General features: G+C 54.1%; 16 protein-coding genes and 1 tRNA gene. 13 read left to right on the forward strand and 4 right to left on the reverse strand.

The genetic code is table 11. From position 1 onward, the window contains the following. Positions 1-37: 37 nt before the first annotated feature. Genes CDUR_RS10465 through CDUR_RS10475 form a run of 3 tightly spaced genes read right to left on the reverse strand, consistent with a single transcriptional unit; the run spans position 38 to position 1,635 of the window. Entirely contained in the window at positions 38-463 is a 426-nt protein-coding gene (locus CDUR_RS10465) for a DUF350 domain-containing protein (RefSeq protein WP_179418167.1), read from the reverse strand. An 11-nt stretch (positions 464-474) separates the two neighbouring features. Beyond that, positions 475-954, reverse strand: a complete 480-nt coding sequence (locus CDUR_RS10470; RefSeq protein WP_179418168.1) for a DUF4247 domain-containing protein — start codon at positions 952-954, stop codon at positions 475-477. A gap of 60 nt (positions 955-1,014) precedes the next feature. Beyond that, on the reverse strand, positions 1,015-1,635 hold the full coding sequence (locus tag CDUR_RS10475; protein ID WP_179418169.1) for a DUF4178 domain-containing protein: 621 nt from the start codon (positions 1,633-1,635) through the stop codon (positions 1,015-1,017). Between the two features lie 76 nt (positions 1,636-1,711). Between CDUR_RS10475 and CDUR_RS10480 the strand changes: the two genes are divergently transcribed. Next, positions 1,712-2,002, forward strand: coding sequence for a hypothetical protein (locus CDUR_RS10480; protein WP_179418170.1), 291 nt, complete (start codon positions 1,712-1,714; stop codon positions 2,000-2,002). Here CDUR_RS10480 and CDUR_RS10485 read toward each other — a convergent pair whose 3' ends face one another. Further along, positions 2,003-2,497, reverse strand: coding sequence for a hypothetical protein (locus CDUR_RS10485; protein WP_179418171.1), 495 nt, complete (start codon positions 2,495-2,497; stop codon positions 2,003-2,005). Positions 2,498-2,972: 475 nt separating this feature from the next. Between CDUR_RS10485 and CDUR_RS10490 the strand changes: the two genes are divergently transcribed. The 12 genes from CDUR_RS10490 to CDUR_RS10545 all read left to right on the forward strand — a co-directional run bounded on the left by CDUR_RS10490 (position 2,973) and on the right by CDUR_RS10545 (position 12,198). Then, positions 2,973-3,057, forward strand: a tRNA-Leu gene (locus CDUR_RS10490). A 60-nt stretch (positions 3,058-3,117) separates the two neighbouring features. Continuing rightward, positions 3,118-3,522 carry a hypothetical protein gene (locus CDUR_RS10495; RefSeq protein ID WP_179418172.1) on the forward strand — a complete coding sequence of 135 codons (405 nt, stop codon included), beginning with the start codon at positions 3,118-3,120 and terminating at the stop codon, positions 3,520-3,522. A 261-nt stretch (positions 3,523-3,783) separates the two neighbouring features. After that, entirely contained in the window at positions 3,784-4,488 is a 705-nt protein-coding gene (locus CDUR_RS10500) for a DUF6560 family protein (RefSeq protein WP_179418173.1), read from the forward strand. A gap of 50 nt (positions 4,489-4,538) precedes the next feature. After that, positions 4,539-6,980: a PEP/pyruvate-binding domain-containing protein gene (locus CDUR_RS10505; RefSeq protein ID WP_179418174.1), complete on the forward strand. Its 2,442-nt coding sequence runs from the start codon at positions 4,539-4,541 to the stop codon at positions 6,978-6,980. A 79-nt stretch (positions 6,981-7,059) separates the two neighbouring features. Beyond that, the gene (locus tag CDUR_RS10510) at positions 7,060-7,266 is read left to right on the forward strand and encodes a hypothetical protein (protein WP_179418175.1); all 207 of its coding nucleotides are present in this window, start codon (positions 7,060-7,062) and stop codon (positions 7,264-7,266) included. Positions 7,267-8,248: 982 nt separating this feature from the next. After that, entirely contained in the window at positions 8,249-8,554 is a 306-nt protein-coding gene (locus CDUR_RS10515) for a nucleotidyltransferase family protein (protein WP_179418176.1), read from the forward strand. Then, positions 8,551-8,898: a HepT-like ribonuclease domain-containing protein gene (locus CDUR_RS10520; RefSeq protein WP_179418177.1), complete on the forward strand. Its 348-nt coding sequence runs from the start codon at positions 8,551-8,553 to the stop codon at positions 8,896-8,898. The genes CDUR_RS10515 and CDUR_RS10520 overlap by 4 nt, the downstream gene beginning before the upstream one ends. 570 nt (positions 8,899-9,468) lie before the next feature. Then, complete coding sequence (locus tag CDUR_RS10525) at positions 9,469-9,987, forward strand: hypothetical protein (RefSeq protein WP_179418178.1); 519 nt, start codon at positions 9,469-9,471, stop codon at positions 9,985-9,987. Positions 9,988-10,499: 512 nt separating this feature from the next. Then, a complete protein-coding gene (locus tag CDUR_RS10530; RefSeq protein ID WP_375379425.1) occupies positions 10,500-10,889 on the forward strand; it encodes a hypothetical protein in 390 nt (129 codons plus the stop codon). Next, entirely contained in the window at positions 10,886-11,233 is a 348-nt protein-coding gene (locus tag CDUR_RS10535; protein WP_179418179.1) for a DUF3817 domain-containing protein, read from the forward strand. Before CDUR_RS10530 ends, CDUR_RS10535 begins: the two co-directional genes overlap by 4 nt. A 156-nt stretch (positions 11,234-11,389) precedes the next feature. Continuing rightward, the gene (locus tag CDUR_RS10540; RefSeq protein WP_179418180.1) at positions 11,390-11,953 is read left to right on the forward strand and encodes a hypothetical protein; all 564 of its coding nucleotides are present in this window, start codon (positions 11,390-11,392) and stop codon (positions 11,951-11,953) included. Between the two features lie 56 nt (positions 11,954-12,009). Further along, positions 12,010-12,198, forward strand: coding sequence for a hypothetical protein (locus tag CDUR_RS10545; RefSeq protein ID WP_040359572.1), 189 nt, complete (start codon positions 12,010-12,012; stop codon positions 12,196-12,198). Positions 12,199-12,470 lie beyond the last annotated feature (272 nt).

The following is a 12,470-nucleotide window of genomic DNA, read 5'->3' on the forward strand; positions in this document are numbered from 1 at the left end:
GATGTATCGTGCCTGGCGTAGCCGCTACCGAAGCGTGCTACGTCAGGCACGCGGCGTTCACAACGCCAACCATCACCAGCGACACGGAGGCCACAATGGCACCGGCGCGGAGCTTCTTATCTTCCACAATGTCCCGGAACCTTCCCGGAATGGCCAATTCCATGGCCACCAACGCCGCGGCCTGGAGCGCTATTCCCAGAAGGCCAAACACCCCGGCCTCAATAAGCCCCTTGCCTAAGCCCAATTCGGAGACGGAACTATGCACGGCGGTGGCCACCACAATTCCTGTGGCTATCTGCTGCGCCGCCGCTATGAAACCAGCATTGGGCAGGTGGTCCACAAACACCAGGCGATGTAGTTTCCCGGGGGTAAGCAGGTCAAGAACCACAAACCCCAGCACCAGCATCACGCCGGCGAGGGCGAAATAGGCCAGCGTACTCACGACCTCTGCAAATACGTCCATTTTCTCTCCTTTTATTTCACACCGGATCCCGACGATCCACCGCTACTGCTGCCACCATTACTTCCCGAGCCAGACGACCCGCCAGAGGAATCACGCGGCGAGGACGGACTGAACCCAGGCCCCAGGAAAATCAAACTGCCATTGTTGTAGCGGTGCAGGTCCTCCACCTCAATCTGGCATTTCCCGTTATTGTTGGACACCACAATAAGTCTCTTGTCGTAGCGCAAGTATTCTGACCCCGACGCGGAGTCAAACTGCCTGGCCATCGGCTTAACCTTATTCGCAATATCCGAAGCCGTCTTCTGCACGCTATCGCCAGACTTGCACTCGTAGGTATTGCCGCTCTTTCTGGTGTAGTTCTTTGACACATAGCTTTCGGGATTACTCGCGCTAGCGAATCCCGCAGCAGCCGTCACAAAAGTCAGGCCCACGGATGCTGCGCTCACAAGAACCAGCACAATGCCAAGAAGCCTCCAGCGGCCACTATTCATGACGGAAAACCTGCCTTTACTATTGTCGGGAGCGTTGTTGTCGGGGCGTCGAAAAGCATATTAAACCGAGTAATCAGGCGCTGGAGGCGCGGGGTAAATGATCAGCTCGCCAGGGAGAATCACCCGCCCCGTAGACACCTCCCAGGAATCGTCATTGGACCAGCCCTCAAACCCCAGGCGGAGCTGCTCGGACGCGTCGGCGTAATCGATGTAGGCAAGCTCGCCCTCCGGCGGCAACCCGGTTGTTCCGTGCGACACATAGCGCGCGTGACCGCGCTCCTGCTCCACGTAGTGAACGCCCTCAAACTCCAGAACGCTCTGCGGGGTGAGACCCGTCGCCTTCCGCGAGGTCCACCACACCAGCTCAAGCTCGCCGTCGTCGATTTCCACGGCCAGGAAGCTGCTACCGTCACCGCCGTCCAGCAGGTGTTCGTACCAGGTGAACTGCCCCTGGGTCACCACCAGCGTGCCGCGCACCAGGTAATCCGTCGCCCCATACGTAACGACGGCCCCCGGACCCAAGCGATCCGGTCCGAAATCAGCGGCATCCGGGACCTCGGCAAACAAATTACGTGCTGGCTGCTGCTCGTCATCAACCTGACGCGCCTTGCTGAAGCAATATAGCGCTCCTATACCACTCACACCCGCAATAGCGAAGAAAAACAATGACAGAAGTAGCACTACAGTATCCTCAGTCTCAGCTTATTTTTATCCAGCATACAAGCATAGCCCTGGGGAAGCATGTCACAATGGGCCTATGAAGAAGCGAGCATGGATCGGTTATGCGTCCGCTTTTCTCTCCTGGGCGCTTGTTATAGGGGCGCTCATCGCGTTTTTTATGGGGCATTCCGCACTGGCACTCTTTCTGTGCCTGCCGGGAATATTATTGGTCTGGTGCAGTGGCAGCATGTTTGGCGACACCAAGAAACTCCCCAAGGGTGCCCCCATCCCCGATGCGAAACGCGTCAAACGCTACCGACAAGAAAACCCCGGCGCCACCATTGTTGACGCCATCAACGCGATCAACAGGCAGGACGGGGTGTACTAGTTACTTCGGGTTGGTGATGCGCGGCGCATTTCCCGAGCCATCCCAACCCTCAGCCGACGCGCTCGCATTCCCCACAGTCGCCGAGACCTTAATCAGCTTATCACCAGCGGCAACGCCCTTAGCCGTGTACACGGCACGCGAATATTCCTTCATCCGGCCGCTATCGGTGTCCTGGCCGTGCTGACGATCCTGATCCCCAGCGAACGCAATACTGACATTCACATTCTCTTCCAAGCCCCAGTGACGGCCCTCTTTAACCAAAATCGCACAATTCTGGTTATCCTTCGATGAAAAATACACCTCAATCGTTGCGAAACGCTCCCCCGACGCGTCCTTCACTGGCACACGACCATCCTTCACCATGCGGTAACTTGTGCCACACGTGTTCGCCGCCGCCGCCTCGGGAGCATTCAACACGGAGACAGCGCCCAGACCACCACATGCCAAAGAAAAGGCCATGAACAGCTGAAACACACTCTTACGAGTGATCATCATCTACCTCCAATGGATACTCACCAGGACACTTAGCAGGTTGCGATATCTGCTAATCCTACGCTCAGCACATGTAATATTTTTCCGACGCGCCGCGATAGGGGTAACGCAACGCTAACTTTTTGCGATACTTTTTGGCAAATTCTCATACGCGTTAGGATTCATGCAGGTAGAAGCTTTTCGACGCCGCCGTGGCTACGGTTGGCAGATAAGATGCGGGTGAGTTGGGGGTGGGTATAAGGGTTAGCGCAGTGGGGTGATTTTATTCAGAAGGAAGGTCTGTGTCTTGGGTGTCGGCGTAGCGGGCTTGTGAGGTTGTGGGCAGTGAGTCGGGTGTAGTTGTGAGCGTGAGCTGGGTGTGGGCCGTGCGCGGTTGCGTGAGTGAACTGAACCCGGGCCGTGTGCGGTTGTGTGCGTGAGCCGAGCGCGGGCTGGTACTTTGACGAATCCGCAAGCCACTGTAAGATAACCCCCTGAAGCGCCTGTGGCGGAATTGGCAGACGCGCTGGATTTAGGTTCCAGTGCCTTAGGGCGTGGGAGTTCAAGTCTCCCCAGGCGCACCACGATTCCCTTACTTAAACACGCATTATCATGCACACCGCACTTAAGTAAGGAGGCAGTCTATGAGCTGGGATCTCAGTGCTTTCCGGACAAAAAGACCGGTGACATCAATTGATGACCTCACCGAAGACGATCTTCTCCCGCTGCAGCGCCAACAGATAGTGACTGAACTTTCCTTGATCGCCACGGCATGTGACGCGCAGCTCGACACTAACGACCCAACGTGGCTGATTATGCAAACAGATGCATGGATAGTCGAGTTCGGCTTGGGAAAGCGCGAACCGCTCATAACCATGGGACTTCACGTCAGGGGTGACAAAGAGCCGAAAGAGGTGTTTGCCTACCTTGTTCATGAATGCGGGATGCGGCTGCTGGAGTGGAGTACAGGGGAATTTCTTGACCTATCGAAGCAAAGCAGCTTTCGAGAGTGGCAACAATGGTGCGAACGGGCACTTCCCAAAGATTAGGCCGACTGGGGCAGCAGTGATGATTGCCAAAAAGTCAGCTATAGCGATAGCCGTATAGTCGTTGGACGTGCTAGTATCGGCGGCACAAAATTATATTCGCACATTAACTACATGAGACAATTTTGGCTTCCACGCTGACAACTGACACTGCGGGCTATCAAGAAAGCCGCGATTAAAGCTTCCGGCAGAACACAATAAGAAGGTGATTATTAAACATCTAACCGACAATCCAAGCAAACCGACCCCGACAAGGAAGAGGCCATGGACAAGACACTGCTCACCATAGTTTTCGCGTCCGTACCTGGCATTATTGTTATTGGTTTCATTTCTCACATAATCTACCTGATGGTGCGTGATAATCGAGAAGTTTCACAAGGAATACGCCGTTCGCGATCATTTCTAGTAGACCAAATAATTTTTGAATCCGGCGTCGTTATGATGGCCGCTTTTATAGGGTCAACGTCATTCGAAATGGCATCCCACATCATTCAGAATGAAAATTTCTTTGGACTCATAAGTCTTGCTATATTTTTAGCAGTTCCGACTTTAGTAACCATTGTCGTTACATTCATCATAACCGGCCTCACGCTACGGTACGTGGAGGTGAACTCTACGGGATTTACGTTTCGAAATAAACTTGGGCGGACGCGCAATTTTTCCTTCAACGATGTCGGCGGGTATCACTTTCGGCCTTTTGTCCTAGGCAAATATGGCCCACCCCCTGGGGGGCATCTTCAGTTTGTCGACACGACAGGTCGACAACTTTTTGAGGTGCAGATTCGCTCTACATCCAGGCCCGACCAGGTAGGCCAATATGCTATGTTTTGGACGCTACAGGGCCGGTGGCCCCAGCACGGCAACCACATGGATGAGCAGGTTTTAGCAAGCTATACATCGGACGCCATGATTTCCTTTTTCAAGCCTTATTCGAGCTACACCCCATCCCAAAACCCCCATCCCATCTGAATCCTTCTGCACTACAATAGGTATTTCAAGGGATGAGGGAGCAGAAGTAGATGATTCGTTGGTTTAAAGACGTCGGCAGTGACCACCTCGCGCTCGTGGGCGGCAAGGGCGCTAATCTCGGGGAATGTGCCGCAGCGGGGTTTCCCGTGCCGCCGGGGTTCATTATTGATACCAGCGCTTATACAACCGCAACCGAGAGTATCCAGGCTGAGTTGATCGCGGCCGTCGATAAGCAGGACATTGAACAGGCGCAACAGCTGGTCAGAAGCGTCACCATACCGGCAGACCTGCGGGTGGAGGTTGAGCAGGCGTATGCGGCGCTGGGTGATGGGGCGCGGGTGGCGGTGCGGTCGTCGGCAACTGCGGAAGACCTTGCCGAGGCCAGCTTTGCCGGGCAACAGGACTCCTACCTGGGCATAACCGGGGTGGACGCGTTGTGGGATGCGGTGTGCAGCTGCTGGGCGTCGCTATGGAACGAACGGGCGGTGTCCTACCGGCGCAAACACGGCGTGCCCAGCGAGGGGCTGGCGCTGGCGGTGGTGGTGCAAACAATGATTAGTTCCGACGTCTCCGGCGTGCTGTTTACCCGCAACCCCATGGCCGATAACACCGACATGATGATCAGCGCCGCCTACGGGCTTGGTGAGAGCGTGGTCGCGGCGTTGGTCACGCCAGATACGTTTACGGTGACGCGGGAGCCGGTCACGGTTGCCTCACGCACCATCGGCAGCAAGGAAACCCGGATCGATATGGCCGATGGGGCCGCGACCGTAACCACGCCAGTACCACTAGAAGACCAGGCACTCCCCTGCCTTGATGAACAGGCGATCCAACAGCTGGTGGCATTGGGCCACCTGGTCGAGGAGCATTACGACGCCCCGCAGGATATTGAATGGGCCTTCGCTGACGGCGAGCTCTACCTGCTGCAGGCCCGGCCAATCACCACGGTGGCGAGCACGGACGCGACGAGCGTGGAGGGGCATTCACCTGCGCGGAGTCGGGTTGAGCGCACGCTTCGGGATGACCTGATGGAGCATTATCCGGCGCCGTATCCGCTGGATCTGGTAGCGGTACATGCGTTGCAGGAGTCGATACAGGATTCTATGCGGATGATTGGCCTGAACGCGCCGTCAGCCCACGAGATTATTGTCGGCGATGATGACGGCGTGATTCGTATTCATGCACAGGCACCGCGGCCTGATGTGGCTGTGGTGTCGCGGTTGCCTCGGACTTTTGTCAAGGGCATGCGCCACGATCCGACCCGCTGGCCTGTGGAGGAAAAAGAAGTGCAGGAGGATCTGGCTCGGCTTGCGCATCGCGCCGCTGCCTGCGGGGATGCGTCTGATACCGAGGTGGTGGTGTTGCTGGAGCAGATTCTGGCCCAGGCAGCGCGGCTGATGTCTGATCGTTTCCTCTATTACCTGGCACCGATGACGGTGTTGCGGTCCAAGGCTAAGGCGTTGATTCGGCTGGCTCGGCAATCGGATCACGTGAGCACGGAGGACTTGTACGAGGATCTGGATTACGTCACCGCAAACGTGTTGGCTGGGATTCGGGATTTGACCGCCACCGCGCAAGAGTCTGGCTTGGCGGATGTGTTCACTAAAACCCCGCCGGAGCAGATCGAGCAGGCGCTGCAGTCTGCGCCGGACAGCGCGCGGTTCCTGGCTGAGGTGGACGCGTTCTTGCAGCGTCACGGCGCGCGGACGGCCTGCATGTATGTGCCGTTTTCGCATACCTCATGGCGGGAGACCCCACAGAGTTTGTACGAACTCATTGCGGTGTCGCTGCGGGGCCAACAGGCTTCGGGTTCGGCGGTGACTGGCTCGGCAGTGGCGACCGTCGAGAAGCATCTGCCCAGGTTGCTGCATGGCAGCTGGCGCACGACCGTGGAAAAGTTGCGGGCGCTGCATGTTGGTCGCGAAGGCACGCTGTATGTGATTGAAGAGGTGCTGGTGCTCGCCCGGACCGCCATGCGCGAGCTTGCCCGGCGGTTGGTTGATCGCGGCGTCCTGGAGACTGCCGATGATATTCGCTACCTGTATTTTCACGAGGTCACCGACGCTTTGCGCGATGGGGTGTCGCGTGGTGAGGTGGTTGAGCGTCGTCGGCGGCAGCGCGGCACGGCGGAGGCGGTGTGGTGGGATCGCGGCGAGTCCACCAGCGATGCTGATGCGATCACCGGTGTTCCCGGGAGTCCTGGTCAGGTGGTGGGTACCGCTCGGATTATCCGCACGCCCGCCGATTTTGGACGCCTGCAGCCCGGAGATATTCTGGTCTGTCCCTTCACCGACCCCACGTGGACACCGCTTTTCGACGTCGCGTCTGCCGTGGTCGCCGACATCGGCGGCCCGCTCTCGCACGCCGCGATTGTTGCTCGGGAATACGGGATTCCGGCTGTTCTTGGGACGGGTGATGCGACCTTGCGGATTAAGGATGGCGAGAAAATCATGGTGGACGGGCGGAAAGGGAGCGTTGTGGGGGTGGGGTAGTTCTGGGAATGCTGGCTGTTAGAAGAAAACAGCTATTCCCAGCGACGTGCTACCTCTTTTTGATGTTAGGGTGGCGTCCATGAAAGACACTGAAGAAGAAAACGAAAGTGACATATATGCGACTCTCGGTATCACCTTTGGGGTCATAGGTTTTGCTGCTAATGGGATGGGCGTGCTAGGGCTCGTGTTTAGCATCCTGTCGCTCAACAAGGATGATGATCGCAAACTACCGATTATAGCGTTTATTATCAGTACAATCACTACCGCACTTCCTTTTTTAATTTAGTAAGCGCTAGCAATACGGCGAATATCTAACTAATGTTCTTATGGATTAGTGCCGTATGCCATGTATCACTGAGCCCCCTGGTGAGTTTCCGCATCGATGATGAGCAGTTCAGCTGCGAGTATGTCGCGAGTATTATGCATTGCAGGGTCCAGCGGAACCGAGCCGTCGAAGCGGCTATGGATTATTAGGGTCGGGCAAGTAATAGCCTGCGGATTGCGTGTTCGTGTTTCTCGGTGAAGTTCTTTGATGAAGCCTTGTTGTGATCGTAGAGCAGTAAAGAAATGCACATACTTCTGCCTCTAGTCTTCTGATATTCCCTGCATGACTTTTTAGCTGGCAATGTAGTGAGGAGTGCGATCAGCTGCGTCAAGCTTGCTTCTGGGTAGCGGCGCAGTAGCCCTCGTGTTAGTGGCCTTGTGGCTTGTTTGACCAGTGGATTGAATAGAATGTGCACTGCAATATGCGTTGGCATACTGGGCCATGAAGCTAAGCTGACTAAGCTGACCAGCAACAATGTATTGACGCGCTCGGGATAGAGTTCTACAAATCTCGTGGCTGCGCGACCACCAGCGGAGATTACAACGACTGTCGCCGAGGCTATTTTTAGGCCATTCAGCAGTTAGTTCATCCAGCAGTCGGCACAGAGCTGCCTCAGAATCCCCGTTGTGCCCTACTAACGCACTGCATGTTCGACCATACCCTGGTCGCAATACCATGATGACTGTCCAGTCATGCTCTATAAACCCACTGATCGCACGCCGGCGATAGTGCACTCGTGTGCCCACCATTCAGGAATAACGCCGCAGGACCATTGCCTGGTTGGATGTGGTATTCAAGATGGTACTCGCCGACGTTGAGCACTAGGGTCATGGTTGTAGACTATTGCGTCAACTCAAGCGGAATAGACTTGTTTGTTGTGTGTCACATGTAGGTCTTCATACCTCCTCACCAGTTGGAACCTGCTCTGTTAGACTGAGTACTTATGAGCGGCATAACATCAGCAAAGCCGGACTACACCCTTCCCTATGAGCAAACAGTCTTGTCAATTCTGCGAGATTTCGGGATCGTTCGAGCCCAACTTTTTGGAAGCGCAGCACGTGGCGAACTGACACCCGCTAGCGATATTGACCTACTCGTAAAACCAGATGGCCCTGTTGACTATGGTCAACTATTCTTACTTCAGGAAGCACTCGAAGCGGCCACCGGCAGAAGCTTTGACATTCTTACATCAATCAAGGAACCTTTCCGTCCTTACATTGAGCCAGAACTTATTGAGCTACCACTATGAAATCACCAGTGCCATACATTGAAATGGCAGTTGAAGCAGGAAAGCGAGTTCTACAGTACACACCCGAAACTGAAGATGAGTTTCAACGATCCCTAATCATGCAGGATGCAATATGCATGCGGCTACAGGAAATGGGTGAAAATCTCTCCAAAATTCGTCAGCAGTTTCCAGACTTCTACCAAGCACACCACAGCGACGATTGGCATCGCCTCATCGGAATGCGCAACGCCATCTCCCATGGGTACGGCGAAATTGATATGCATATAGTCTGGCGCATTGTATCTACAGAACTGCAGCAAGTCGTGGATGCGCTTGCAAGGCTGAACCACTCCGAACATGCCTGACTTAGCCAATGGGCGTGTGGCGTGAATTATCTCGATGTCTTGGCCAGTGATTTCAAAACATCCAGCAAACGATCGAGACTACTAAGAGGGCAAGCCGGCCTATGTAAAATCGCTCATACCGGTCCGACTATTCACAATGGTTACGCTCAGCCTGAAGTAGCCCCTTCGGGGTAGATAAATGGGCGGCATACTAGTCAACAAGCTTCAAGCACCTGTGGGGCGAAATGTTTCGAGATGGTGATTTTATAATTTTGATGCCCCGCATCCAACATATGAAGCGCAGGCAATCAGTGCGCTGTTACATGCTGATGGTCAAGCCACCTCAGGATCGCTGAATGCAGATTAGTGCCAGATAATGATGTCCGCGAAGAAAAATTATGGTTCCTGGCCGGTGCTGGGATGTCGCATCTAATTGAGTAGAGCCGTTGGAATCGGTACGCCATGGCAGGAGCACCAAAATGCCCCAACCCGAAATTCTTAAAATCTTCTTCATGTGATTTAATTCACTTTTGCAAGCGTTTATGATGCTTAAAATTTGCACCCGACAGAGCATGGTATACCATCAGAAATATGCAAAAACTCGATGCGGATTTGTTGCACTACTTTATTCACGCATTCCGCATCATGCAGAAAATTGCGTACACCTACGGGTGGCAAAATCTGATCGACGACGTTGACGAGATTGATGATGAGACTTTCGCAAAAATGGTCACACTACTCGGTGTCATGATGGGGGTTTCCAGCGCATCAACCAGCATCAAAGCTTTTACGACAGGTGCCACCAAAGCGGTTCAGAAGCAAGTCACAAACGCAGCGCTTACCAAAACCGCGTGGTACGGCCCGATGAAAAAGGTGCTTAGGGTTGTTGGCATCAAGATCACCAAAGACACCGTGGGGAAAGGTATTTCCAAAGCTGTTCCTGTACTGGGCGGCATCATTTCCGGCGGCATGACATTTGCCACCTTAACCACAGAATCCAATCGGTTGAAGAAGCATCTTCGTGAACTTCCTCCGCCGGGCGTTGATGGGGCGGAGTTCAAGAAGATGGGGAGCAGGCTGGGCAAGAATCACCCGACAAAGTTTGCATAAAAGTTTGCCTATCGCCAGGTCGCAAAACGGGCCGATGTGCAGCTTGGACATAAGCAAATTTCGCACCCCTGCTCCGCCCCTACCCAAGCCTGTCAAATCGGTCCACCGCCAGGCTCGAAATCATCGAATTTCGTACCCAGCGATGGACTTATCTTCATGCAAACCTTTGCACTAACGCTGTTCAAGGGCCCAGTTCGCACCGAATCCCAGCGCACAAGCAAAGTTTGTATACGCTCAAGCCCGAAAACGCCGATTTTTGTGCCTGACGGTATACAAACTTGATACTCCCCCATTCTGCTGGCCTCAGGATCCAAATTTCCTTGCCAGTCAGGCGTTCTTAGATGGAGCGGAACGCGATATGTCCTCTCTCTGGAAGGTAACACCTGTTCACAGCTTATCGACGCCGTGCAACTACCGTTAGCGCTCACGCGCCGGCGCTGCATAGTGGGCTGATATTCTGTTGTATTGTGAGCGGACCAAAGCAGAGTGCACCTCGACGCAAGCGGCGTCGTATAGTGCCGGTGATTTTTTTGACTATCGCCGTGCTGGCCACGTTCGCATTGGCATGGTGGCAGTGGACACGGTTCCGCTCAGGCAGCGGCACGTTTCAGAATCTTGGATACGCATTGCAGTGGCCGCTGTTCGGGGCGTTTTTTGTGTACGCGTACCGCAAGTTCAACGAGTATGAGGACGAGGTTAAACAGACTGGAATATCCCCCGTGGAGCGTGAACAGGAGACGGCGCGGAGTCGCGGCGTCGTTACGGAAATCACGGAGGATTTTCTGCCGGAGCGTCCGTCGATGGACGTCGATACCTTTAACCGGCTGAATGCCCCCACCCGCAAACGTAGGCGCAACGACAGTGCGCAGACTAATTCCGACCATGATGAGGATCAACAATGACCACTCCTTCTGTCAACCCTGACCGCGCCCGCCGAGTTGCGCAGGCGTTGAGGTTTTTCTCCATTGCCGCGTGGGTGACGGGCGTGTGGCTTTTGATTTTGTGCACGCGCATGGTGCTGGAGTACATCGTGGGGATCGATATGCCCACGTGGACGCGCATTATTGGGCAGCTGCACGGCCTGTTTTACATGGTGTACCTGATCACCACGTTGAATCTAGGTGTGAAAGCGCGTTGGGAACCGGTTAAGTGGATCACTACCGCACTTGCGGGTACTATCCCCTTCTTATCTTTTGTGATCGAAGCTAAGCGCCGCAAGGAAGTCACAGCGGCTTTTAACCTCTGACCTGCATAGCTAAGGGAAACCTTTTTGCAAAACCCGCCGATCACGGCGGATTTTTTTATGCTTCTTACTTGCAACATATCGTTAGTCGATATAGCCTATCGTCTATCGATGCATCGACGTTACGCTCCCCCATCCCCAACAGAGTAAGGAGTCGCAATGAGTAGCCTCGACAACATAAGAAAGGAGCGCAGGGACCTTGCGGCGCTGATCATCGCCTTCGGGTTTGTGATTGGATGCGTCCTCTACGACCTAGCAACCAGCCTCATCTACAAGGGAATTAATCACCCTGTCGCTGTCGCCCTCGGACACGATGTCGCCCCCAACGGGCGAATCCACTTTCGCGGCACCAGCCCCTTAGGCTTTAGCCTCCTCTCGGGCGGGTTCGTTATCAGATCCATTGCCCTCATTGCTGGAGCCATCTTTCTCATCCAGATCGGACGACGCGCACTGCGGAACGAATTTTTTAGCCTAAAAGTTCTCTGCCTCTTTCGCCGATCGTGCATTGCAGTTGCAGCAACGTTTCTTGGATACGGGCTTCAACTTTTAGGCGCAGACGTTATATCACACCAGCACCACCTCAATCGGGAATGGTCCCACCAGTTTACCTTCCCCAACTACATGTTCACTGTCAGCTATTTCTTCTTGATCACCCTCATCATCATGACAATCATAGTCAAACGTGGCATACAGATGCAGGAGGACCAGGAGGGGTTGATTTAACGCATGAAGCACAAAGCAACCATCTACCTCAACCGCAAGATGAACAAGGAACTATCGTGGACACACCGCAAAACCATAAAAAAGAAAGTACAGCACTGCTCATGTTCGTCCTAGCGGACGGAATCACGCTTATGACCATACTGACCGAAAATGCCAGCATATTCTCAACCATCGCCACCATGTGGGGTGCAACTACCGGGGAACGTACAGAACATATGCGCAGCGTACAAGCCATATCGCACTAATACCGAGCTCAACCATAAGGCAGAAAAGAGACCGTTATGCCCACAGGCTATACCCACAGTATGGAAAGCACACAAAGAGTCATACAAAGAGTGCTCTAGCTCAATTATATTCAGTACAGCTTTGTTGCTATTTTGTGGCGGCAACTAGACCGTATCCGCACAAAAGGACGCGTAAGCACACTGGCATAACACAGACCGCACTTCTCAATACCGCTATATTGCAGCCTATTTTTCAACTCAGCCTTCACTATAATAGTTATTACTATTCAGCG

Origin of the sequence: Corynebacterium durum (assembly GCF_030408675.1) — a bacterium.
GTDB lineage: Bacteria > Actinomycetota > Actinomycetes > Mycobacteriales > Mycobacteriaceae > Corynebacterium > Corynebacterium durum.

What these genes read in the sequence shown, in the direction of transcription:
- CDUR_RS10465 (WP_179418167.1), bottom strand. Translation starts at nt 463, where the DNA reads ATGGACGTATTTGCAGAGGTCGTGAGTACGCTGGCCTATTTCGCCCTC.
- CDUR_RS10470 (WP_179418168.1), bottom strand. Translation starts at nt 954, where the DNA reads ATGAATAGTGGCCGCTGGAGGCTTCTTGGCATTGTGCTGGTTCTTGTG.
- CDUR_RS10480 (WP_179418170.1), top strand. Translation starts at nt 1,712, where the DNA reads ATGAAGAAGCGAGCATGGATCGGTTATGCGTCCGCTTTTCTCTCCTGG.
- CDUR_RS10485 (WP_179418171.1), bottom strand. Translation starts at nt 2,497, where the DNA reads ATGATGATCACTCGTAAGAGTGTGTTTCAGCTGTTCATGGCCTTTTCT.
- CDUR_RS10495 (WP_179418172.1), top strand. Translation starts at nt 3,118, where the DNA reads ATGAGCTGGGATCTCAGTGCTTTCCGGACAAAAAGACCGGTGACATCA.
- CDUR_RS10500 (WP_179418173.1), top strand. Translation starts at nt 3,784, where the DNA reads ATGGACAAGACACTGCTCACCATAGTTTTCGCGTCCGTACCTGGCATT.
- CDUR_RS10505 (WP_179418174.1), top strand. Translation starts at nt 4,539, where the DNA reads ATGATTCGTTGGTTTAAAGACGTCGGCAGTGACCACCTCGCGCTCGTG.
- CDUR_RS10510 (WP_179418175.1), top strand. Translation starts at nt 7,060, where the DNA reads ATGAAAGACACTGAAGAAGAAAACGAAAGTGACATATATGCGACTCTC.
- CDUR_RS10515 (WP_179418176.1), top strand. Translation starts at nt 8,249, where the DNA reads ATGAGCGGCATAACATCAGCAAAGCCGGACTACACCCTTCCCTATGAG.
- CDUR_RS10520 (WP_179418177.1), top strand. Translation starts at nt 8,551, where the DNA reads ATGAAATCACCAGTGCCATACATTGAAATGGCAGTTGAAGCAGGAAAG.
- CDUR_RS10525 (WP_179418178.1), top strand. Translation starts at nt 9,469, where the DNA reads ATGCAAAAACTCGATGCGGATTTGTTGCACTACTTTATTCACGCATTC.
- CDUR_RS10535 (WP_179418179.1), top strand. Translation starts at nt 10,886, where the DNA reads ATGACCACTCCTTCTGTCAACCCTGACCGCGCCCGCCGAGTTGCGCAG.
- CDUR_RS10540 (WP_179418180.1), top strand. Translation starts at nt 11,390, where the DNA reads ATGAGTAGCCTCGACAACATAAGAAAGGAGCGCAGGGACCTTGCGGCG.